A 22,327-nucleotide genomic window follows, 5' to 3' on the forward strand; every position below is an offset into this window, starting at 1 on the left:
CGGGGCTGGTCAGCCGGACGGCGGGACCAGCCCCGCCTCGTACGCGAGGATCGCCGCCTGCACCCGGTTGCGCACGTCCAGCCGGGTGAAGACGCTGGTCAGGTAGCTCTTCACGGTGCCCTCGACCAGGTGCAGCCGACGGGCGATCTCGGCGTTGGACAGCCCCGCCCCGACCAGCGCGAGCACCTCCCGTTCCCGGTCGGTCAACCCGGCCAGGCGGTCCCGCGCGTACGGGCCGCGGGCGAGCCGGCCGCCGCTCAGCTCGATCACCCGGCGGGCCACCCGCGGCGACAGGTACGCCCCGCCGTCGGCGACCGCCCGGACGCCGGCCAGCAGCTCCCTCGGGTCGCCGGACTTCAGCAGGAACCCGGCGGCGCCGTGGCCGAGCGCCCGGGCGATCAGGTCGTCGTCGCCGAACGTGGTGAGCATGACCGCGGCGGTCTCCGGCACCAGCCGGCGGATCTGCGCCGCCGCGCTCAGCCCGTCACAGCGGGGCATCCGGACGTCCAGCAGCGCCACCCGGGGGCGGTGCGCGCGGACCAGCTCGACCGCGGCGTGGCCGTCGCCCGCCTCGCCGACCACCTCGATGCCCGGGTCGGCGGCCAGGATCGCCCGGACCCCGGCCCGGACCATCGCCTCGTCGTCGGCGAGCACCACCCGCAGCGGGCGCCCGTGGTCGTCGCTCATTCCTCGATCCGCTCCTTGCTGGTCAACCGTCCGTCGGTGAAGCAGAGCCGCCAGGTCGCCTCGGCGAACGGGAAGTTACCGTCGGTGTAGAACTCGCAGCCCGGTGCGGCGCCGGACGCCGGCGGGTCGGCCTGCCGGCGGGGCAGCCCGAGCGTGTCGCGCTGCTCGCCCAGCCGCAGCCGGTCGTAGCCGGACCGGTCCAGCACCGCGCCGGCCGTGGCCATCGGGTAGTAGACCAGCGCGAGCGCCAGGGCCAGCCCGGCCGGCGCGCCGAACGCGACGAGCAGGCTGCGCCGCAGCCGCCGGCGCGCCTCCCGCAGCCGCCGCGCCTCGACGCCGGACCGGTCGGCGTCGTGCGGCTCGCCGATGCCGTCGACCGGCACCGGGGCGGCGTCCGTTTCCCCGCCGACCGGCACCAGGGCCGCGTCCGTTCCGCTGTCGCGCCGAGCGCCGTCCGGCGGAACGGCCGCCGTCGGGCGGCGGCCGAGGGCCGGAGCGGCAGCGACGCCGGTCAGCGGCAGGTGGGCCGTGACCGCCCAGCCGCCGCCGTCCCGGGCGCCGGCGTCCAGGGTGCCGCCGGCCAGGCGTACCCGCTCGCGCAGCGCCAGCAGCCCCGAGCCGTGCGACACCGGGCCGGGCAGCGGGCCGGCCGGGGACGGCGGGTTGACCACCGTGACGGTGACCGCGCCGGCCGCCCTCCGCACCGCGACCGTGACCGGGGCGCCCGGGGCGTAGCGGGCGGCGTTGGTCAGCGCCTCCCGCACCACTCGGTGCACGGCGTGCGCGACGAGCGGCGGCAGACCGGCCTCCGTGCCCGCGTCCCCGGGACGCAGGTCGATCGCCATGCCGGCGTCGCGGGCGCCGGAGACCAGGTCGGCGACCGTCTCCCCCGGCGGTCGCCGGGGGCGTTCCTCGCGCAGCACGCCGATCACCTCGTGCAGTCGCTCGGTGGCGGCGGCGACGCTGGCCCGTAGCTCCCCGGCCGCCGTGCGGTGGGCCGGGGACAGCTCGGGCGCCAGTTCCAACGCGCCGGCCCGCAGCGCGATGAGGCTCAGGTCGTGCCCGAGCGAGTCGTGCATGTCCTGGGCGATCCGGGCCCGCTCGCGCAGGCGTACCCGCTCCACCACGCTGCGCCGCTCGGCCTCGGCGTGCCGCCGCCCGGCGTCGGCGAGCGCCCGGTGCTGCCGTCGCAGCCGACCCAGCAGCCAGGGGAACACGCCGGCGAAGAGCAGCACCGAGGCGAGCTGGAACCAGACCGCCGGCTCGGTGCCGAGCAGCCCGAGGTTGAGCCCGGTGCCGGTGACCGCGATGGCGGCGAACACGACCGCCGCCGGGGCCGCCCGGGCGCTGCGCAGCCCGGCCAGGTAGCCGAAGACCGGGATGGCGAACACCATGTTGCCGTCGACCAGCGAGCCGGCCACCACCGCCAGCACCGCCACGAGCGGCCACCGGCGAGCCACCACGACCGAGCCGGCGAGCAGCGCCAGCACGACGGCCAACAGCGGCACGTCGTACGGCTGCCATGGCGGGCTGAGCCGGGCCGACGTCGCCGGCGCGGCGAGAACGGCCAGGAGCAGCAGGTCACCGGCCCGGCGTCGGGCCACGGGCGACAGCGGGCGCGGTTCCACGGCGGTCACGCTACCCACCGGCGGGAGGCCCGGACACCGACGAAGGTCAGGTCTCCTCGGCCCACGCCCGCCAGTCGTCGAGCACCCCGTAGAGGGCGGGCGTGAGCCACCCGGGGGCGGACCGGCGGAACACGCCCGGGTCCATGCCGCCGGCGCCGGCCGGGACCGCGCCGAGCAGGTTCGGCACCAGCTCGGACAGGTTGAGCCAGTGCACCAGCTCCGGCTCCGCCGGCCAGGCGCCGATCACCACGCCGGCCGGGACCGCCCGTCGCTCCAGCGCCTCCAGCGTCAACGCGGTGTGGTTGAGCGTGCCCAGCCCGGCCCGGGTCACCACCACCGCCGGCGCGCCCAGGGACACGGCCAGGTCGGCCACCGTCCAGGGCTCGCCGGACGGACGCAACCCCATCGGTACGAGCAGCCCGCCGGCGCCCTCGACCAGCACCAGGTCGTGCTTGTCGGCCTCCTCGCGGATCGCGTCGACGGCGGTGTAGAGCTCCAGCGGCGGCAGCTCGGCGACCCGGGCGGCGGCGAGCGGGGCGAGCGGGTCCGGGTAGCTGGCCAGCGTCCGGCCGGTGAGCGGGGCGGCCAGCCGGGTCACCGAGTCGACGTCGCCGGGCTCACCGGTGGCCGTACCGGTCTGGCCGGGCTTGACCACCGCCACCCGCAGGCCGGCCGCCTGCGCGGCGGCGGCGACGGCCGCGGTCACCACGGTCTTGCCGATCTCGGTGTCCGTGCCGGTCACCAGCACCGGTCCGGTCCAGCCGTCGCTCATGAGACCTCCCGCGCACACGCCACGATCACGTCCAGGGCCCGGGCGAAGTCGGCCCGGTCCACCCCGGCGCCGATGGTCAGCCGCAGCCGGGACCGGCTGTCCGGCGTGGACGGGGGTCGGAAGCAGCCGACCGCCACCCCCCGGGCGCGGCAGGCGGCGGCCCAGGCGGTGGCCGCCTCCGGGCCGGGCGCGGTCACCGACACCACCGCCGCGTCCGGGGCGGAGACCGACAGCCCCGCCTCGCCCAGCACCCGCACCGCGAGCGCGGCCCGGTCGGCCAGCTCGGCGCGGAGCGCGTCCCCGGTGCGGGCCAGCCGCACCGCGGCGCGTACCCCGGCCGCCACCGCCGGCGGCAACGCGGTGTCGAAGATGAACGTGCGCCCGGTCTCCACCAGGTGCCGGACGAACTCGGCCGGCCCGGCGACCACGCCGCCCGCCCCGCCGAGCGCCTTGGACAGCGTCGCCGTGACCACCACGTCCGGCGCGCCGGCCAGCCCGGCGGCGGCCACCCCACCGGCCCCCGCCGGACCGGTGACGCCCAGCGCGTGCGCGTCGTCGACCAGCAGCAGCGCGCCGTGCCGGCGGGCCACCGCGTGCAGCCGCGCGAGCGGGGCCAGGTCGCCGTCGACCGAGAAGACCGACTCGGTCACCACCACCGCCGGCCGACCCGGCGCGGCGGCCAGCGCCGCCTCCACCGCCGCCACGTCCGCGTGCGGCGTCACCACGGTCTCCGCGCCGGAGATGCGGCAGCCGTCGATCAGCGAGGCGTGGTTGTGGGCGTCGGAGACGAGCAGCGTGCGCGGCTGCGTCAGGCCCCGGACCGCGGCGAGGTTGGCCAGGTAGCCGGAGGAGAACACCAGCGCCCGGTCGACACCGAGCCAGCCGGCCAGGTCGTCCTCCAGCGCGTGGTGCAGGTCGGTGGAGCCGCGCACCAGGCGCGACCCGGTGGCGCCCAGCCCGTACCCGGACAGGGCCCGCGCGGCGGCGGCGGTGACCTGCGGGTGGGTGGCCAGGCCGAGGTAGTCGTTGCCGGCCAGGTCGACCACGGCGTCGTCGGCGGCCCGCGGGCGCAGCGTGCGGGTCAGACCGGCCCGGGCCCGCAGCTCGGCCCGGCGGTCCAGGGCCGCCAGCCAGTCCGCCACCTGCCGTCCCCTCCCGCCGACTCCCCGCCCCGCCGGGCGCTTCCGCGGGGCGAAGTTACCACCCGGGCGGACCGCCCCGGCGTGGCGCGGTCCCGGCTCGCCAGCGGTTTCCCGGTGTCTCGGCGGCCTGTTAGGTTACGAGCCATGCCAGAGATCCTCGACCAGGCCCGGACCCGGGTGCTGGAGAACGGCGTCGGCCTCGACGAGGCCGGCATCCTCGCCGTGCTGAACCTGCCCGACGAGCACCTGCCCGCCGCCCTCCAGCTCGCCCACGAGGTCCGGATGCGGTGGTGCGGCCCGGAGGTCGAGGTCGAGGGCATCGTCTCGCTCAAGACCGGCGGCTGCCCGGAGGACTGCCACTTCTGCTCCCAGTCCGGCCTGTTCACCTCGCCGGTGCGCTCGGTCTGGCTGGACATCCCGGCACTGGTCGAGGCCGCGAAGCAGACCGCGGCGACCGGGGCGACCGAGTTCTGCATCGTGGCCGCCGTGCGGGGCCCCGACGCCCGGCTGATGACCCAGATGCGCGAGGGCGTGGCCGCCATCCGCGCCGCCGTCGACATCCAGGTCGCCGCCTCGCTCGGCATGCTCACCCAGGAGCAGGTCGACGAGCTGGTCGAGATGGGCGTGCACCGCTACAACCACAACCTGGAGACCTGCCGCTCCTACTTCCCCAACGTGGTCACCACGCACTCCTGGGAGGAGCGCTGGGAGACGCTGCGGATGGTCCGCGAGTCCGGCATGGAGGTCTGCTGCGGCGGCATCCTCGGGCTCGGCGAGACGGTCGAGCAGCGCGCCGAGTTCGCCGCCCAGCTCGCCGAGCTGGACCCGCACGAGGTGCCGCTGAACTTCCTCAACCCGCGTCCGGGCACGCCGCTGGGTGACCGCCCGACGGTCGAGGGCAAGGACGCGCTGCGGGCCATCGCCGCGTTCCGGCTGGCCATGCCCCGCACCATCCTGCGCTACGCGGGCGGCCGCGAACTGACCCTCGGTGACCTCGGCACCCGCGAGGGCCTGCTCGGCGGCATCAACGCGGTCATCGTCGGCAACTACCTGACCACGCTCGGTCGGCCGGCGACCGACGACCTGAAGCTGCTGGAAGACCTGAAGATGCCGGTGAAGGCGCTCTCGGCGACCCTGTGAGGCAGCGGTGACCGAACTCTCCCCCGCCACGGCCCTCCCCGCCGCGCTCTGGTGCGACAGGTGCGGCGAGTCGGTGGCGGCCGGCCCGCACCCGGCGTGCGCGGCGGCCCGGGCGCTGGAGCCGCCGCGCTGGTGCGCGTCCTGCCGGCGGCGGATGAAGGTGCAGGTCGTGCCGACCGGCTGGTCGGCGGTCTGCGTCGAGCACGGCGAGCGGCGGGGCTGAGGCGTGCTGCGGGGACGGGCGGTGACGCTGCGGCCGGCGACGGACGAGGACGTGCCCGCGCTGGCCGCGATCCGGGCCACCCCGGAGGTGCGCCGCTGGTGGCGCGGCGGGGACGACCTGGTCGAGGCGGTCCGCGCCGACCTGGCCGACGAGGCGCTGACCGTCTACGCGATCGAGCACTCCGGCCGGCTGGTCGGCGCGATCCAGTGGTACGCCGAGACCGACCCGGACTACCGCCACGCCAGCCTCGACATCTTCCTCGACCCGGCGGCGCGCGGCGCCGGGCTGGGCGGGGACGCCGTGCGCACGCTGGCCCGGCACCTGGTCGACGAGTACGGCCACCACCGGTTCACCATCGACCCGGCGGCGGCGAACACGGCGGCGATCCGGGCGTACGCGAAGGTGGGGTTCCGTCCGGTGGGCATCATGCGCCGCTACGAGCGCGGGGCGGACGGGCGCTGGCACGACGCGCTGCTGATGGACCTGCTCGCGGAGGACCTGCCCGGCTGAGTCAGCGGGTGGCGATCCAGTACCGGCGCAGCCGGCCCAGTTCGGTGTCGCGGACGTCCTCCAGCACCCCGCCGTGCCGCTCGATGGTCCGCGCCGAGGCGGTGTTCTCCACGTCGCAGGTGACCAGCACCGGGTCGATGCCGCGCCGGGCCGCCTCGGCGAGCGCGGCGCCGAGCGCGAAGGTGGCCAGCCCACGCCGCCGGGCCGAGGGGCGCACCCCGTAGCCGATGTGGCCGCCGGCCTCGCGCAGGAAGTCGTTGAGGCGCAGCCGCAGCGAGATCGCCCCGAGCACCTCGTCCTCCTCGACGATCCACCAGTACAGCGCCGGCACCAAGCCCTCGGGCAGCCGGGACTCGTCCTCCCCGGCGCGCAGCCCGTCCACCCAGGCGGCGAAGCCGGCCGGGGTGTCGACGTCGTCGGTGGGGCGCAGCCCCGCGCCGTCCTGGTGCACGCCACGCCCCCACTCGTCCCGGGAGGCCAGCCAGGACCGGTGCAGGCGGGTGGTCGGGGTGATCAGCTCGGGCATGCCGGGAGGCTACCGGGGTGGCCGGTCGGCGGTCGCCCCGAATTCGGCCGTCCGGCCGGGACGTCACTCGTCGCCAGGCGTGCCCGGCACCGCACGGGTGCCGGGCACGCTGTCCTCGAACGGTGTGGCGCCTAGCGCTGGAGGGTCAGCACCGCCGGCCGCCACGGCAGCAGGTTGTAGTCGCCTCCCGCACTCGGGTTCTTGCCTTGGTACAGGAACTGCAGGTTGCAGGCGTCGACGGTCTTGGTCTGGTCGGGGTTGGTGCGAACCAGGTCACCGTGGCTGATGTCGTTGGTCCACGTCGCGCCGCTGTTGGCCTTGCCGGCGAAGGGGTTGCTCTCGCTGGCCGCCTGCGGGGTCCACGTGCCGTTCAGGCTGCTGGACGTGAACGACCGGAAGTAGCGTCCCTGGCTCCCGATCGCCTCGACGATCATGAGGTACTGGTTCTGGCCCGCCACCTTGTAGACCTCGACGCCCTCGAACAGGTTGTTCGTCGAGTCGGTCATGATCGTCGTGTAGCTCGAACCGAAGCTGCCCGGGAAGTTACCGAGCGGCATGCTCGACCGGTAGATCTTGCCGTTGTCCCCGGCGAAGAACAGGTACATGTTCTGGTCGTCGCCGATGAGCGTCTGGTCGATCACGCCGTACGGGGCGTCGGAGAGGGTGGCGGTGGAGAGCGTCTGCGCCGAGGACCAGCCGTTGGCGTTGGTCGGGTCGCTCGACGTCTTGTAGCTGAACGAGGTCGGTCCCCACTGGTACGCCAGCACCCAGATGTTCTTCGGCGCGAAGTAGAGCAGCGTGGGCGCCACCGTGCCCTGGCTCATTCCGGTCTGGCTGGCCGAGGCCATGTCGGACCAGTTCGTGAACAGGCTGAAGTTCATCGAGCCGTACTGGCCGCTGCTGTTGACGTTCGACCCGTAGACCAGGTGCTTGCCGTTGTAGACCACGTTGGTGAAGTCCTTGAGCGAGACCCAGCCGTTCTGCGGGTTGGTCAGCGCGCCGGTCGACGACCACCGGTAGGTCGACGGGAGCGCGCAGCCGCCCGGCGGGGGCGAGGACGGCGGCGGCGAGGACGGCGGCGGCGTGGTGCCGCCGAAGTCGGTCCGCCACTGCTGGTTGGCCTGCCCGTGGCAGTCGTAGAGCTGGATCTGCTGGCCGTTGCCGGTGCCCCAGACGTCCAGACACCGGCCGGACTGCACCCCGCTGATGGTGCCGTTGGCGTTGACGTTCCACTGCTGGTTCGACTGGCCGTTGCAGTCCCAGATGATGATGGCGGTGCCGTTCCCGGTGGCCGCGCCGTTCGCGTCGAGGCACTTGCTGCCGTAGACCATCAGCTGCTTGCCGGAGGTGTACGTCCACTGCTGGTTGGACTGACCGTTGCAGTCCCAGAGCTGGACGCGGGTGCCGTTGGTCTGGGTGGCGTTGGGCACGTCGACGCACCGGCCCGACTGCGCTCCGACGATCCGGCCGGCGCCACCGCTGGGCGGTGGCCCGGTGGTCGGGGTCGTGGTCGGCCCCGAAGTCGGGGCGGCGGCGTTGAGGGCGTTGAGGACCGAGGTGTACGCGGCCTTCTTGTTGCCCCCGCCGTCGAACAGCAGCGGGTTCTCGCCCGAGCGCCAGGAGTCGCTGTCCCGTACGCCCCACACGGTGATGCCGATGCAGCGCGGCACGTTCAGACACGCCTGGGTCAACCCGGCGTACTGGGACGTGGAGGCGTTGGTGACGTCCACCTCGGTCAACGCCACGTCCACGCCGAGCGCGGCGAAGCTCGACAGCGTGGTCTGGAAGTTGCCCGGCAGGGAACTACCGCCGGTGAAGTGGGTCTGCAACCCCACACAGTCGATCGGCACACCCCGGGACTTGAAGTCCTGGACCATCCGGTAGACACCCTGCGTCTTGCCGTACGACCAGTTCTCGATGTTGTAGTCGTTGTAGCACAGCTTCGCCGACGGGTCGGCCGCCCGCGCGGTGCGGAACGCCACCTCGATCCAGTCGTTGCCGGTGCCCTGCAGGTTCGAGTTACGCCGACTGCCGTCCTCGTTGAACGCCTCGTTGACCACGTCCCACGCGGCGAGCTTGCCCTTGTAGTGGGCCATCACCCCGTTGATGTGGTTGATCATCGCGTTGCGCAGCGTGCTGCCCTGCATGTTCTGCATCCAGCCCGGCTGCTGCGCGTGCCACGCGAGGGTGTGACCGCGAACCTTCAGGCCACGCTGGGTCGCCCAGTTGTAGATCTGGTCCCCGGCGGAGAAGTTGAACTGACCCTGGTTGGGCTGCGTCGCATCCGGCTTCATCTCGTTCTCAGCCGTGATCATGTTGAACTCACGCGCCGCGATCGTGCTGTACGTCGAATCGTTCAACCGGTTCGCCGCGATCGCGGTGCCGAAGTAGCGGCCCGACTGCGCCGCCGCCGCACCCAGCGTGCTCGCCGCGGCGTTCGCCGACGGCATCACGACCGCGACCGCGGCGGTTGTCACGACGCCGACCACGCCGGCGAGCAGCGCTCTGACGGCGGGCGACCGCCGCCGCCTGTTCCCGCCACGGGGAACGGATGGGCTGATTGCCACCTTGGCCTCCTCACTGGCCCGCACCCGGGCCGTCGGAGTGCCTACGACCGGACGCCCTGGTTAAAGATCGATCATTGTCGATGCTTACATCGAGTCCCGGTCCGGGACAACAGGTTTCGGAAAAGTTTCGGAAACGTGTGCGCCGAGCCTCCCGTCCCGCGCCGCGGAAGAGGCGGCGTGGCGTGGTCGGCCACCCGGGTACGGTGACCGACCACGCCCGCCGGGCCGGCGCTCAGGACACGGCGCAGGCGACCCCGTTCAGGGTGAAGGCCGACGGCCTCGGGTTGGTGCCGGTGTGGGTGCCGTTGAAGCCGAAGCTCGTCGACGCACCCGGCGCGAGGGTTCCGTTGTAGGACAGGTTCGACGCCGTCACGGCCGCCCCGGTCTGGGTGACGTTCGCCGACCAGGCCTGCCCGACCTTCTGCCCGGCGCTCGGGAACGTGAAGGCCAGCGTCCAGCCGTTGATCGCGGTGGTGCCGGTGTTGGCAACGGTGATGTTCGCGGTGAACCCGGTGTCCCAGGTGTTCGCCGTCCAGGTCACCGCGCAGCCGCCGCCGGTCGGCGGCGCCGTGGTGGTGACCGTGACCGGTGGCGAGGCCGGCGAGACGTTGCCCGCCGCGTCCACCGCAACCACGGTGAAGGTGTACGCGGTGGAGGCGGTCAACCCGGTCACCGACAGCGTGGTGCCGGTGGCGGAGCCGACCAGGACGGTCCCGCCCCGGTAGACGCGGTAGCCGGTGACGCCGACGGCGTCGGTGGCCGGGCCCCAGGTCAGCGTCAGGCCGGTCGGGCCGACCGCGGAGGCGGTGGGCGTGCCGGGCGCGGTCGGCGGGGTGGTGTCCGGCGCCGGGGCGGCCGGCGTGGTGACGGCCAGCGCCGCCGACGACGCGGACCGGTTGCCGGCGCCGTCGAGGGCCCGCACGGTGAACTGGTACGTCCGCTCCGGCAGCAGCCCGGTCACGGCCAGGGTGTTCGTGGTGGCGGTGCGCAGCACCAGCGCGTCGCTGCCGGTCTGGGCCTGGGTGACCTCGTAGCCGGCCAGGCCGCTGCCACCGGTGTCGGTGGAGGCGGGCCAGGTCAGGGTGAGGCCGGTGGACGTGACGGCGGAGGCGACCGGGGTGCCGGGGACGCTCGGCGCGGTGGTGTCCGGAGTGGCCGGGCCGGGCTCGTCACCCCAGACCCGCACGCCGCCGGACCAGAGCGGCACCTTGCGGTTCGGCCCGGCGGTGGCCTGGTACGACGGGTCGTTCGTCGGGTCCCAGGTGCCGCCCTCCGGCACGCCGATCTTGAACTGGACCTCCATCCGGTGCTGCGACTGCCCGGCCGGCGCGATGGTCCAGCCGGTGCAGTCGACCTCGACGTACCAGATGTCGCCGGAGAACTGCTTCGCGGTCGACGGCGACGGGCAGCCCTGGGTGTAGCCGGGCGTCACGGTCACCGGGCCGGTGCCGTCGGGCCGGAAGTAGTAGCGGAACTTACCGGTGGTCAGCGCCCGCGCCGGGAACGCCGACTTGTTGTAGACGATCGCCTTCAGCCCGGTGGCCCGCGGCTCGGCCTGCATCACCGTGGTCTCCACGGTCAGCTCGTCCATGTCGGGTGTCTCGGCGACCGGGAAGCCGGCGCGCGGGCTGCCGCCGTACTCGTTGGTGAGCCGGGCCAGCGCGGAGGTGAAGCCGGCGTTGTAGTCGGTGGCCACCTCGTTCATCACGTAGTCCGACCGGCTGTCGGTGTACGCGTCGTTGGCCGCCGACGGGCCGCCGACCAGCGCGCCGTAGAGCACGTGCCGGGTCTCGGCGGGCACGGTCTGGCTGTCCCACCAGGAGCCGTGCGCGGTGCGGTGGTGCGGGTTCTTCGGCGAGTTCGCCCCGAACCCGATCATGTAGCTGGAGTTGCGCGGGTTGGCGCCGAGCGCGTAGTCGACCTGCCGGACGGCGAAGTCGTGGTAGCGCGCCTTGCGCGTGGTGTCGGTGGTCCGGTCGCTGTAGACCAGCGCGGCGAACGCGGTGTTGGCGGCGTAGCGCAGCGCGCCCCAGGAGTCGAGCACCGCCATCCCGCCCGGCGAGTACGGCACCTTCTGCCCGTTGACGCCGACGGTCCAGTAGTCGAGCCACCGGTTGGCGTCGTCGACGTACTTCTGCTTGCCGGTCAGGTTCGCCAGCAGCACGTACGCGCCGAACTGCTTGTTGTCCCAGGCGATGGTCCACTTGTAGGAGCGGGTGGTGGACTGCGGCTCGGTGCCGAGCTTGTCGTACTCGCTCTCCGCCTTGGCCAGGTAGGTGGCGTCACCGGAGGCCCGGTAGAGCCAGATCGCGCCCCAGACCAGCTCGTCCTGGTAGCCGCTCCACGACCGGTAGAAGCTCGTCGCGTCGGTGATGCACTCGTGGTAGCTCTTCCGCACCGTGTCGGCGAACGTGTAGAGCTGCTTGGCGTGGCCGAGCAGCTTGTCCGCGTAGGCCGCGTCGGTGGGGCGGAACACCAGGGACGAGGCGGCCATCGCGGCCGCCGTCTCCCCCGCCAGGTCCGCGCCGCCGCAGCTCGCGTCGATCTTGTACGCGGGCCGCGCCATCGGCATCACCTCGGCCGGACCCCACCACTTGTGGTCGTCGTCGCCCTTGCCCACCTGTCCGTAGAGGACGTTCGGCGCGGGGTGCGCCTTGACGAAGTAGTCGTTGACGAAGCGCAGGTTGTTGAGCAGGTGCGTCAGCTGGCCGGAGGCGACGTACCCGTCGCGGTACTCGACCGCGCCCCAGGCGAGCATGGTGGCGCTGAACGCCATCGGGAAGCCGAACTTCACGTGGTCGCCGGCGTCGTACCAGCCGCCGGTCAGGTCGACGCCGACGTCGGCGCCGTCGGTGAGCGCCGAGTCGCCCCGCCAGGACACCCGGTTCCAGGAGGGCTTGCGGCCGGACTGCTGCGCCTCGTAGAAGAACAGCGACTTCTGCAACGCCTCGGCGTAGTTGAACGCGGGCGCGGCCTGCGCGGCGGCGGGCGCGGCGGCGGCCGGGAGCGGGGCGACGGTGGCCAGCGCGGCCACCAGCGCGGCGCCGGCGGCGAGCCACCGGCGGGACGGGCGACCGCGCGGCGGCGGGGTCGGTCGAAGCATGGCGAGCTCCTGTGGAGGGTGCCGCGTGGCGGCCCGGACCGGCGGGGACGCGCCGCCCGGGCCGCCGACGCGGCGGTGGTGGTGGGGTGGACCGCGGAGGCGCGGGAGCGCTCCCATGGATAAGCGACAATGTAACGGCGCGCGCGACGGTTTGGGAAGACGGCGGCGGCGCACCCGGGTCGCCCTACCCATCGGTAACCCCGATGGAGATGAATCACATCATCGATGTTCATTAATACAAATGAAGCGTATCCGCAGCTCAGGCCCGGGCCGGCAACGCCCGCGCCGCGCGGGGAGGCCGACGGGAAGGGGCCTCGCGTCCTGGCATACGAGCGTACGGTTGCCCGTCCGATCGGCCCCGCGGGACAGTACGCGTCACCAGCGGTGCCATCGACGCCGCCGCTCCCCCGGACAACCTGAGGAGATCGCGATGGCCCTTCGACTCGCCGACGGCACCTCCTGGTCCGACACCCTCGCCCGGGCCGTGGCCGCCACCCCCGAGGCCTTCGACACGAGCGCCGACGGCGGCGCCACGCTGCACAACCTCGTGGAGGGCCAGTGGCGGGCGCTCGGCACGCCCACCGCGGTCCGCAGCCCGGTCGACAACACCACGCTGGTGAACCTGGCCCGGCTCGACGCCGACGCCGCCCGGGCCGCGGTCGCCCACGCCGCCGCCGCGCACCGGGAGTGGGCCCGGACCCCGCTGGCCGAGCGCACCGCCCGGGTCACCGACGCGCTGGACGCGCTCACCGCGCACCGCGACCTGCTCGCCCTGCTGCTGGTCTGGGAGATCGGCAAGCCGTGGCGGCTCGCCTGCGCCGACGTGGACCGGGCGCTCGACGGCGTGCGCTGGTACGTCGGTGAGATCGAGCGGATGCTCGCCGACGGCCGCGAGCCGCTGCCCGGCCCGGTCAGCAACATCGCCTCCTGGAACTACCCGATGAGCGTGCTCGTGCACGCCGAACTGGTGCAGCTCCTGGCCGGCAACGCGGTCATCGCCAAGACCCCGTCCCAGGGCGGCGCGGTCTGCCTCACCGTCGCGCACGCGCTGATGCGCCGGGCCGGGCTGCCCGCCACGCTGGTCTCCGGCAGCGGCGAGGAACTGTCCGAGGTGCTGGTCCGCGCGCCCGAGATCGGCGCGGTGGCGTTCGTCGGCGGGCGCTCCAACGGCGGCAAGGTCGCCGCGGCGCTGCTCGACTCCGACAAGCGGCACTTCATCGAGCAGGAGGGCCTCAACGCCTGGGGCATCTGGAACTTCTCCCAGTGGGACACGCTCGCGGCGCACCTGAAGAAGGGCTTCGAGTACGGCAAGCAGCGCTGCACCGCGTACCCCCGGTTCGTGGTCCAGCGGGACCTGGTCGACGAGTTCCTCGACATGTACCTGCCGGTCGTCCGCTCGGTCCGCTTCGGCCACCCGCTCGCCGTCGGCGACGACTGGTCGGCCGGCGACCCGCTGCCGGAGTTGGACTTCGGCCCGCTGATCAGCGCGGCCAAGGCCGACGAGCTGCGGCGCAAGGTCGACGAGGCGGTACGCGGCGGCGCCGTGCCGCTGCACCGGGGCAAGCTCGACGGGGCGCCGTTCCTCGACGGGCAGGACACCTCGGCGTACGTGGCCCCCGCCGTGCTGCTGGCCCCGCCCGGCCGGTCCCGCCTGATGCACGCCGAGCCGTTCGGCCCGGTGGACACCATCGTCGTGGTGGACACCACCGACGAGCTGCTGGCCCAGATGAACGCCTCCAACGGCGCGCTGGTCGCGTCGCTGGCCTGCGACGACGAGGAGCTGGCCGGCAAGCTGGCGGTCGACCTGCAGGCCTTCAAGGTGGGCATCAACAAGCCCCGCTCCCGGGGCGACCGGGACGAGGCGTTCGGCGGCCGGGGCGCGTCCTGGAAGGGCGCGTTCGTCGGCGGCGACCTGCTGGTCCAGGCGGTCACCGTGGGCGGCGACCGACGCCTCTACGGCAACTTCCCGGACTACAGCAGCTACCCGGCCACCTGAACCGTCCCGACACACGAACGGGGCCCCCGCACCGGGGGCCCCGCCGTGTCACCGCCCCCCGCATCGGGAGTCGGTCCGGGTGGCGCGCTGGGCGCCGGTTGCGGCCGTCCGGTCGTGCCCCTCGGGCGCGCCGCGCCGTTGCGGCTCACCTCCGTGGTCGGACCGGACGACCGTCAGCTCAATCCGACCGCTGCGCCGGCACGACCGCGCCGGCACCCGCGCCGCGACCGGCCTTCGCCGGTCCGCCGGTCACCGCGCCCGCCGCACCGCCGGCCGCCGGCCACCCGGCCGTCGCCGGGACCAGCGGGAGCGTCGCGGTCAGCACCGCGCCGTCGCGCTCCACCGCCACCGGCCGGTCCAGCCGGCGCAGCGTCCGCAGCATCGGGGTGTTCTCCGCCTGCACGTGCAGCAGCACGGCGGCGTAGCCGGCCCGGTCGGCGTGCCCGACCAGGCGGCGCAGCAGCGCCGAGCCGAGACCCCGGCGCTGCCAGTCGTCGCGGACCAGCAGCGCCGCCTCGGCCTCGTCCCCCTCGCCGAGCAGGTTGGCCATGGCCACGACCGGCTCCGCCGCCCCGCCGGAGCCCGCCGTGGCGAGCACTGTCACCCCCCGGGCCGGCTCCAGCAGTCGGCGCAGCCGCGCCGGCGACGGGTCCGCCGCCCCGCTCAGGTAGCGCCGCTGCCGGCTTCGCGCCGAGCAGGCCACGTGCAGCTCGCGTACGGCCGGCACGTCCTCGACGGTGGCCGGCCGCACCGTCACCTCCGCGCCGTCCGGCAGCACCAGCGTGACCCGGTCGACGTCCCGACGGGCCAGCGTCGCCGCCAGCTCGACCAGGGCCTGCGCCCGGGCGTACTCGGCCGGGGTGAAGCTCGGCTCCCGGCGGCGCAGCTCGTAGCCGCCGCCCGCCGGGTCGGTGAGCAGCATGGTGGTGCCGCCCACGCCGCCGGGCGCGGCGGCCGGGGTCGGGCGCCAGGTCACCGCGTCGGCGCCGAGCAGCGTCCGCAGTGTCGCGCCGGCCGCCTCCGGGTCGCGCACCAGCCGGCCGGCCAGGCCGAGCACCCGGGTCGGCTCGTCGGCCAGCCCGCGCGCCTCGCTGCGCGCCACCCAGCAGTCCCGGCCCCGACCGCGCTCCACGGCGGCCCGCAGCTCGGCCTCGGTGACCTGCTCGGGCGCGTCGACCAGGAAGTCGTCGACCGCGCCGACCTCGGTGGTGTGCACCTGCACGGTGAGGATGTTGACCCCGCGCAACGCGAGGCTCGCCGTGAGCACCGACAGGTAACCCGGCCGGTCGTCCACGGTGGCTCGGATCCGCCAGAGCGCCATGGTTGTCTCCCTTCCTCACCCCCGACCATGCCGGCCGCCTGTTGCGCCCCCGTTGCCCCGGGGTGACGCGGCGCGACCGGTCAGGTGATGGTGGTCACCGGCGGCGCGCCGACCAGGTCCAGCCGGTCGCCGAGGATCACCGCGCTGGCGCGGACCAGCTGGGCGAGCCGGTCCACCTCGGTGGAGTGGAACCCGGCGGCCGCGAGCGGTTCGCTGTGGTCGCGGGCGACCACCAGCACCAGGCCGGCCCGACCGAACGGCGCGACCGCGTAGTGGTGCCCGTCCGGCGCGGTCAGGGCGCGGGCCCGCAGCGGGGTCACCTCGGGCAGCCGGGGCGGGCTCGGGGCCCGCCAGCTCGCGTGCCCGACCGTGGCCGTGCCGCACTCGCCGCTGCGCGAGGCCCAGTCCAGCGGGACCACGGCGGCCACCGCCCAGTCCGCCGCGAGCAGCCCGGGCACGGCGTCCACGAGCGTGGCCACCCCGTCGGTGGGGTTGGCCGCCACCTGGGCGAGCAGCTCGGCGTCCTGGCCGGTGGTGGTGGGCGCGCCGATCGCCCGCCACACCCCGTCCACTCGGACACCGGGGATCGCGGCCAGCCCGGCGAGCAGCCGCTCCACCCGCGCCGCGCCGGGCCAGACCACGGTGAAGTCGTCGACCGCCCGCCCGCCGAGCCGTTCCAGGACCACCACCTGCACGATGTCGGCGCCGGAGACGCCGAGCGTCCGGGCCACCTGGCCGAGCGTGCCCGGTCGGTCCGGCAGGGTCACCCGAACTCTCAGCAGCATGTCTGATCCCCTCCGCTCGGCGGGCCGGCTCGACGGCCGGCAGGCTGGGGCCCAGCCTGCCGGCTGACCATTTCGCCCCCGTTGCAGCGGCATGTCCCGGCGGGAAAATCCGACCTTGACAAGAAGGCTGAGCTGCCATCAACTATTCGGATGACCGATCCGGCCGTCGACGCTGCCCGGCCCCCGACCGGTCCGGCCCCCCGGGGGCTCGACCTCGACCGGCTCGCCGCCCACCTCGCCACGCACCGGCCGGATCTGGCCGGGCCGCTGTCGGCGCGGCTGATCGCCGGTGGCAAGTCCAACCTCACCTACCTGCTGCGCGCCGGTGACCGCGAGGTCGTGCTGCGCCGGCCGCCGCTCGGGCACGTGCTGGCCACCGCGCACGACATGGCCCGCGAGCACCGGGTGATCTCGGCGCTCGCCCCGACCGGGGTGCCGGTCCCCGAGGCGCTGCTGCTCTGCCCGGACGACAGCGTGATCGGCGCGCCGTTCTACCTGATGGCGAAGGTCGACGGTGAGGTCTACCGGCGGCGCGAGCAGACCGACGCGCTCACCGCCGACCAGCGGCGTGACCTGGCCATGGCGATGATGGACACGCTCGCCACCCTGCACCGGGTGGAGCCGGCCGAGGTCGGGCTGGCCGACTTCGGCCGCCCCGAGGGCTACCTGGCCCGGCAGGTGCGCCGCTGGGCCGGCCAGCTCGACCGCTCCCGCAGCCGCCCGCTGCCCGGCATCGACGAACTGCGCGACGCGCTGGCCGGCAGCGTGCCGGAGGGCGCGAACGCGGGTCGGATCGTGCACGGCGACTACCGGCTGGACAACCTGCTCGCCACCGTCGACCCGGTGGCGGTGCGGGCCGTGCTCGACTGGGAGATGGCCACGCTCGGCGACCCGCTCGCCGACCTCGGGCTGCTGCTGACCTACTGGGACGTGCTCGGCGACAGCGACCGGGCCGAGGGCAACCCGGTGGCCGACGGCATCGGCCCCCGGGCCGGCTTCCCCACCGGCGTCGAGCTGATCGAACGCTACGCCGGGCGCAGCGACGTGGACGTCGGCCCGCTGCACTGGCACGTGGCGCTCGGCTGTTTCAAGCTGGCGGTGATCTGCGAGGGCATCCACTACCGGCACACCCTCGGGCAGACGCTCGGCGAGGGGTTCGACCGGATCGGCGAGATGGTGGCGCCGCTGGTCGCGCACGGTCTGCACGCGGTGAGGGAGAAGTAGATGGAGTTCGCGTACGACGACCGGACGGTCGAGCTGCGGCAGCGGCTGGAGGCGTTCCTCACCGAGTGCGTCTACCCGGCCGAGCCGGTGCACCACGAGCAGGTGCTCGCGGCCGGCGACCCGTGGGCCCGCCCGCCGGTGATGGACGAGCTGAAGGCCGAGGCGCGGGCCCGGGGCCTGTGGAACCTGTTCCTGCCCGACGCCCGCTACGGCGCCGGCCTGACCAACCTCCAGTACGCGCCGCTGGCCGAACTGACCGGCCGCAGCCCGCACCTGGCCCCGGAGGCGCTCAACTGCGCCGCGCCGGACACCGGCAACATGGAGCTGCTCGCCGAGTTCGGCTCCGAGGAGCAGCGGAAGCAGTGGCTCGCGCCGCTGCTGGCCGGCGAGATCCGCTCCGCGTTCTGCATGACCGAGCCGGAGGTCGCCTCCTCGGACGCGACGAACATCGCCACCCGGATCACCCGCGACGGCGACGACTACGTGGTCGACGGCCGCAAGTGGTGGTCGTCGGGGGCGATGGACCCGCGCTGCGAGATCTTCATCGTGATGGGCAAGACCGACCCGGACGCCGACCGGCACCGCCAGCAGAGCATGATCCTCGTCCCCCGGGACACCCCGGGTGTGACGGTACGGCGCGGGATGACCGTCTTCGGCTACAGCGACGCCCCGCACGGCGGGCACGCCGAGATCGACTTCACCGGCGTCCGGGTGCCGGCGGAGAACCTGGTCGGGGCCGAGGGCACCGGTTTCGCCATCGCCCAGGCCCGCCTCGGTCCCGGCCGGATCCACCATTGCATGCGGCTGGTCGGCATGGCCGAGCGGGCCCTGGAGCTGCTCTGCCGGCGCGCTCTCGACCGGGTGGCGTTCGGCCGCCCGCTCGCCGAGCAGGGCGTGGTGCGGGAGTGGATCGCCGAGTCCCGGGTCCGGATCGAGCAGGCCCGCCTGCTGGTGCTCAAGACCGCCTGGCTGATGGACACCGTCGGCAACAAGGGCGCGCACACCGAGATCCAGGCCATCAAGATCGCCACCCCGGCCATGGCCGAGTGGGTGATCGACAAGGCGATCCAGGCGTACGGCGGGGCCGGCGTCAGCCAGGACACCCCGCTCGCCGCGCTCTGGGCCCAGGCCCGGACGCTGCGCCTGGCCGACGGCCCCGACGAGGTCCACCGGGCGTCCCTGGCCCGCCGCGAACTGCGCCGCTGGTCCTGACCCATCCCGCCGTCCGCGCGGCGGCGGGGGGTCAGGCGGAGGCGCGGTGGATGAGCTCGGTGTCCAGCAGCACGTGCGGCGAGGGCACCTCGTCGCCCCGGATGCGGGAGACCAGCAGGCGGGCCATCTGCCGGCCCATCTCCTCCACCGGCTGGAACACCGTGGTCAGCGGCGGCTCGGCCTGGCGCGCGATCGGGGCGTCGTCGAAGCCGATCACCGCCACGTCCTCGGGGACCCGCCGGCCGGCCTCGCGCAGCGCGCGCAACGCGCCGAACGCCATCAGGTCGGAGGCGACGAAGACGGCGTCCAGGTCCGGGCACGTCTCCAGCAGCCGGCGCATGGCGGCGGTGCCGCTGCCCTCGCTGAAGTCCCCGTACCCGATCAGCCCGGGGTCGACGGTGCCCCCGGCGGCCCGCACCGCCTCCTGGTAGCCGGAGAGCCGCGCCAGGCCGGCGCCCATGTCCTGCGGGCCGGCGATGGTGGCGACCCGGCGGCGTCCCTGGGCGAACAGGTGCTCCACCGCCTGCCGGGCCCCGCCGACGTTGTCCACGTCGACGAACCACGCCGGCTGCGCGTTCGGGTGCAGCATCCGGGCCGGCCGGCCGCCGAGCACCGCGGGCAGGCCACGCTCCTCCAGCAGCGTGGGCAGCGGGTCGGAGTCGTGCAGGGAGAGCAGCAGCACGCCGTCGACGTGCTGGTTGGTGAGGTGGTGCTCGACCCGCTCCCGCTCGATCGGCGACTGCACCATGGCCAGCCAGAGCTGCATGGGCGTCTCCACCAGCCCGGAGCTGACGCCCCGGACGATGGCCGCGAAGAACGGCTCGGTGAAGACCCGCTCACCGGACTCGGAGACGACCAGCGCCACCGAGTCGGTCCGCTGGGTGACCAGCGCCCGGGCGGCCCGGTTGGGCACGTATCCCAGCTCGGCGATGGCCTGCTGGACGGCGGCCCGGGCCTCCGGGCTGACCTGCGGCGAGCCGTTGACCACGCGGGATACCGTGCCGCGCCCGACGCCGGCGCGGGCCGCGACCGCGTCGAGGGTCGGGCGCCCGAGCGAGCGGGTGCGCTGCGTTGTCATCGTCTGTGCTCCTCCGACGGTCGGGCGGGCCCGGCACCGATTGAGGCGTCGGTGCCGGGCCGCCCGTTACTGGCTGGCCCAGCTTATTGTGCGGCCAGGCCGTTGCGTCGGATCACGTCGGCGTACCACCTGGCGCTGGACTTCGCGATCCGGGCCTGGTTGTCGTAGTCGACGTAGACCATGCCGAACCGCTTCGTGTAGCCCCAGGCCCACTCGAAGTTGTCCATCAGTGACCAGGCGAAGTAGCCCTTGAGCGGCACCCCGGCCTCGATCGCGGCGTGCGCCGCGCGCAGGTGCGAGGCGAAGTAGGCCAGCCGGTCCGGGTCGTCCACCTCGCCGTCGACCACCGTGTCGACGAACGCCGACCCGTTCTCGGTGACGTAGAGCGGCAGGTCGGTGTACTCCCGGTGCACCCGCTCCAGCGTCTCCACCAGGCCCGGGGCGTCGATCTCCCAGTCCATGTCGGTGACCGGCACGCCGCGGGTGACGAACCGCACGTCCTCGCTGCCCGGCCAGCAGGACGGCGCCCGCCAGTAGGGCTCCGGCTCCGCGCCCTCGACCGGCGCGGCGACCACGTGCCGGCTGTAGTAGTTGACGCCGACCATGTCCAGCGGGGTCGAGATGGTCGCCAGGTCGCCGTCGCGGACGTGCCCGAGGTCGGTGATCCCGCGCAGGTCGGCGACCAGGTCCGCCGGGTACGCGCCGCGCAGCACCGGGTCCAGGAAGAACCGGTTCGCCAGCGCGTCGATCCGGCGGGCCGCGTCGGCGTCCGCCGCCGACCCGGAGGCCGGGGTGACCGGGTAGAGGTTCACCGTGATGCCGAGCTGCGCCTGCGGGCGGGACGCCCGCACCGCCTGCACGGCCAGGCCGTGCCCGAGCATCAGGTGGTGCCCGGCCCGGACCGCGTCCGCGCCGTCGCTGCGGCCCGGCGCGTGCACGCCGGAGCCGTAGCCGAGGAACGCCGAGCACCACGGCTCGTTCAGCGTGGTGAAGTACTTCACCCGGTCGCCGAGCGCGTCGGCGACCAGCTGCGCGTACTCGGCGAACCGGCCGGCGGTGTCGCGGGCCGGCCAGCCACCGGCGTCCTCCAGCGGCTGGGGCAGGTCCCAGTGGTAGAGCGTCACCCACGGCTCGATGCCGTGGCCGAGCAGCTCGTCGACCAGGCGGTGGTAGAAGTCCATCCCCTCCTGGTTGACCCCACCGGCGCCGCCCGGCTGCACCCGGGGCCAGGACACGGAGAAGCGGTAGGACCGCAGCCCCAGGTCGGCCATCAGCCGCACGTCGTCCGGCATCCGGTGGTAGTGGTCGCAGGCCACGTCGCCGGTGTGCCCGGCCACCGTCCGACCCTCGATGTGGCTGAAGGTGTCCCAGATCGACGGCGTACGGCCACCCTCCGCCGCGGCGCCCTCGATCTGGTACGCGGCGGTGGCCGCGCCCCAGAGGAAACCGGGCGGGAAGGTCAGGGCCGGGCCCCCGTCGAGGACGCCGACGGCGGGCGGGCTGGCTGGGTTGCTCACGACTTGACGGCGCCTTCCATGATGCCGCCGATGATCTGGCGGCCGAACAGAACGAACACGACGAACAGGGGCAGGGTCGCGATCAACGTACCGGCGAAGATCTGCGAGTTGTCGGCGAAGTAGGCGGTGTTGAGGCTGCGCAGCGAGATCTGGACGGTGGGGTTGGACGGGTCGGCCAACACCACGAACGGCCAGAAGAACTGGTTCCACTGTTCCATGAAGGTGAGCAGGCCGAGCACCGCGGCGGCGGGCCGCAGGGCGGGCGCCACCACGTGCCAGTAGACCCGCCAGGTGGAGCAGCCGTCCACCCGGGCGGCCTCGATCAGCTCGTTCGGGACCGCCTGTTCGGCGTACTGGCGCATCATGAAGATCCCGAAGCCGCCGATGAGGAACGGCACGGTCACCGACGGCATGGTGTTCAGCCACTCGAGCTTGGCCATCAGGATGTAGAGCGGGAGCACGCCGAGCTGGATCGGCACCATCATCGAGGCGAGGATGATCAGCAGCAGCGCGTTCTTGCCCCGGAAGCGGAGCTTGGCGAACGCGAAGCCGGCCAGCGAGCCGAAGAAGACCGTGGCGACGGTGATCGTCCCGGAGACCAGGAACGAGTTCAGCAGCCCCTTGACGATGTTGGCGTCGCCGTTGGCGAGCACCCGCTCGACGTTCTCGCCGAGCTTTCCGCCGGGCAGGAACGGCGGCGGCCAGGAGTTGGCCGCGTCGTTCGTCCGGGAGGCGATCACGATCATCCAGTAGAACGGGAACAGCGACAGGATCACGCCGAGGACCAGGCCGAACCAGGTGAGCGGGCTGGCCTTCCAGAGCCGCTCGGCCTGGTGGGTGGCCTTCGCCGGCGCGGTCGGCCGGGTGGGTGGGCGAAGCGTGGTGGTCGTCATCTC

General features: G+C 74.1%; 18 protein-coding genes. 6 read left to right on the plus strand and 12 right to left on the minus strand.

Annotation, left to right across the window (positions count from 1 at the left end; genetic code table 11):
* Nucleotides 1-9 precede the first annotated feature (9 nt).
* Genes COO58_RS17290 through COO58_RS17305 form a run of 4 tightly spaced genes read right to left on the minus strand, consistent with a single transcriptional unit; the run spans nucleotide 10 to nucleotide 4,229 of the window.
* Entirely contained in the window at nucleotides 10-687 is a 678-nt protein-coding gene (locus tag COO58_RS17290; protein WP_091579239.1) for a response regulator transcription factor, read from the minus strand.
* Nucleotides 684-2,315: a sensor histidine kinase gene (locus COO58_RS17295; RefSeq protein WP_255292658.1), complete on the minus strand. Its 1,632-nt coding sequence runs from the start codon at nucleotides 2,313-2,315 to the stop codon at nucleotides 684-686. The genes COO58_RS17290 and COO58_RS17295 overlap by 4 nt, the downstream gene beginning before the upstream one ends.
* A 46-nt stretch (nucleotides 2,316-2,361) precedes the next feature.
* Nucleotides 2,362-3,087 (minus strand): dethiobiotin synthase, encoded by a 726-nt coding sequence (bioD, locus tag COO58_RS17300; RefSeq protein ID WP_091579249.1) that lies wholly within the window; start codon nucleotides 3,085-3,087, stop codon nucleotides 2,362-2,364.
* A complete protein-coding gene (locus tag COO58_RS17305) occupies nucleotides 3,084-4,229 on the minus strand; it encodes an 8-amino-7-oxononanoate synthase (protein ID WP_098745741.1) in 1,146 nt (381 codons plus the stop codon). The genes bioD and COO58_RS17305 overlap by 4 nt, the downstream gene beginning before the upstream one ends.
* 144 nt (nucleotides 4,230-4,373) lie before the next feature.
* Between COO58_RS17305 and bioB the strand changes: the two genes are divergently transcribed.
* From bioB to COO58_RS17320, 3 genes are read left to right on the plus strand one after another with little or no spacing between them, the layout of a single operon-like run.
* The gene (gene bioB, locus COO58_RS17310; protein WP_091579258.1) at nucleotides 4,374-5,369 is read left to right on the plus strand and encodes a biotin synthase BioB; all 996 of its coding nucleotides are present in this window, start codon (nucleotides 4,374-4,376) and stop codon (nucleotides 5,367-5,369) included.
* A gap of 7 nt (nucleotides 5,370-5,376) precedes the next feature.
* Entirely contained in the window at nucleotides 5,377-5,592 is a 216-nt protein-coding gene (locus COO58_RS17315) for a hypothetical protein (protein ID WP_091579261.1), read from the plus strand.
* Nucleotides 5,593-5,595: 3 nt separating this feature from the next.
* Nucleotides 5,596-6,102, plus strand: coding sequence for a GNAT family N-acetyltransferase (locus COO58_RS17320; RefSeq protein WP_098745743.1), 507 nt, complete (start codon nucleotides 5,596-5,598; stop codon nucleotides 6,100-6,102).
* Nucleotide 6,103: 1 nt separating this feature from the next.
* Here COO58_RS17320 and COO58_RS17325 read toward each other — a convergent pair whose 3' ends face one another.
* The 3 genes from COO58_RS17325 to COO58_RS17335 form a co-directional block, all read right to left on the minus strand.
* Nucleotides 6,104-6,628, minus strand: a complete 525-nt coding sequence (locus COO58_RS17325; RefSeq protein WP_098745744.1) for a GNAT family N-acetyltransferase — start codon at nucleotides 6,626-6,628, stop codon at nucleotides 6,104-6,106.
* Between the two features lie 131 nt (nucleotides 6,629-6,759).
* Nucleotides 6,760-9,195 carry a non-reducing end alpha-L-arabinofuranosidase family hydrolase gene (locus COO58_RS17330; RefSeq protein WP_098746419.1) on the minus strand — a complete coding sequence of 812 codons (2,436 nt, stop codon included), beginning with the start codon at nucleotides 9,193-9,195 and terminating at the stop codon, nucleotides 6,760-6,762.
* A gap of 232 nt (nucleotides 9,196-9,427) precedes the next feature.
* On the minus strand, nucleotides 9,428-12,298 hold the full coding sequence (locus tag COO58_RS17335) for a glycoside hydrolase family 9 protein (protein WP_098745746.1): 2,871 nt from the start codon (nucleotides 12,296-12,298) through the stop codon (nucleotides 9,428-9,430).
* A gap of 430 nt (nucleotides 12,299-12,728) precedes the next feature.
* Here COO58_RS17335 and COO58_RS17340 point away from each other — a divergent pair, with 430 nt between their 5' ends.
* Nucleotides 12,729-14,294: an aldehyde dehydrogenase family protein gene (locus COO58_RS17340; RefSeq protein WP_091579276.1), complete on the plus strand. Its 1,566-nt coding sequence runs from the start codon at nucleotides 12,729-12,731 to the stop codon at nucleotides 14,292-14,294.
* Between the two features lie 178 nt (nucleotides 14,295-14,472).
* Here COO58_RS17340 and COO58_RS17345 read toward each other — a convergent pair whose 3' ends face one another.
* On the minus strand, nucleotides 14,473-15,615 hold the full coding sequence (locus tag COO58_RS17345; protein ID WP_255292659.1) for a GNAT family N-acetyltransferase: 1,143 nt from the start codon (nucleotides 15,613-15,615) through the stop codon (nucleotides 14,473-14,475).
* Nucleotides 15,616-15,695: 80 nt separating this feature from the next.
* The gene (locus COO58_RS17350) at nucleotides 15,696-16,400 is read right to left on the minus strand and encodes an amino acid-binding protein (RefSeq protein WP_098745747.1); all 705 of its coding nucleotides are present in this window, start codon (nucleotides 16,398-16,400) and stop codon (nucleotides 15,696-15,698) included.
* A gap of 150 nt (nucleotides 16,401-16,550) precedes the next feature.
* Between COO58_RS17350 and COO58_RS17355 the strand changes: the two genes are divergently transcribed.
* The gene (locus tag COO58_RS17355) at nucleotides 16,551-17,624 is read left to right on the plus strand and encodes a phosphotransferase family protein (protein ID WP_098745749.1); all 1,074 of its coding nucleotides are present in this window, start codon (nucleotides 16,551-16,553) and stop codon (nucleotides 17,622-17,624) included.
* The gene (locus COO58_RS17360; protein ID WP_098745750.1) at nucleotides 17,625-18,836 is read left to right on the plus strand and encodes an acyl-CoA dehydrogenase family protein; all 1,212 of its coding nucleotides are present in this window, start codon (nucleotides 17,625-17,627) and stop codon (nucleotides 18,834-18,836) included.
* A gap of 31 nt (nucleotides 18,837-18,867) precedes the next feature.
* On the opposite strand, the gene COO58_RS17365 is transcribed toward COO58_RS17360, so the two are convergent.
* The 3 genes from COO58_RS17365 to COO58_RS17375 all read right to left on the minus strand — a co-directional run bounded on the left by COO58_RS17365 (nucleotide 18,868) and on the right by COO58_RS17375 (nucleotide 22,324).
* Nucleotides 18,868-19,914, minus strand: coding sequence for a LacI family DNA-binding transcriptional regulator (locus COO58_RS17365; RefSeq protein ID WP_098745752.1), 1,047 nt, complete (start codon nucleotides 19,912-19,914; stop codon nucleotides 18,868-18,870).
* Nucleotides 19,915-19,997: 83 nt separating this feature from the next.
* The gene (locus COO58_RS17370) at nucleotides 19,998-21,431 is read right to left on the minus strand and encodes a GH1 family beta-glucosidase (RefSeq protein WP_098745753.1); all 1,434 of its coding nucleotides are present in this window, start codon (nucleotides 21,429-21,431) and stop codon (nucleotides 19,998-20,000) included.
* A complete protein-coding gene (locus COO58_RS17375) occupies nucleotides 21,428-22,324 on the minus strand; it encodes a carbohydrate ABC transporter permease (protein WP_091579299.1) in 897 nt (298 codons plus the stop codon). The genes COO58_RS17370 and COO58_RS17375 overlap by 4 nt, the downstream gene beginning before the upstream one ends.
* Nucleotides 22,325-22,327: the final 3 nt, after the last annotated feature.

The sequence above is a fragment of the Micromonospora sp. WMMA1996 genome, assembly GCF_002573675.1.
Classification (GTDB): Bacteria; Actinomycetota; Actinomycetes; order Mycobacteriales; family Micromonosporaceae; genus Micromonospora; species Micromonospora sediminicola.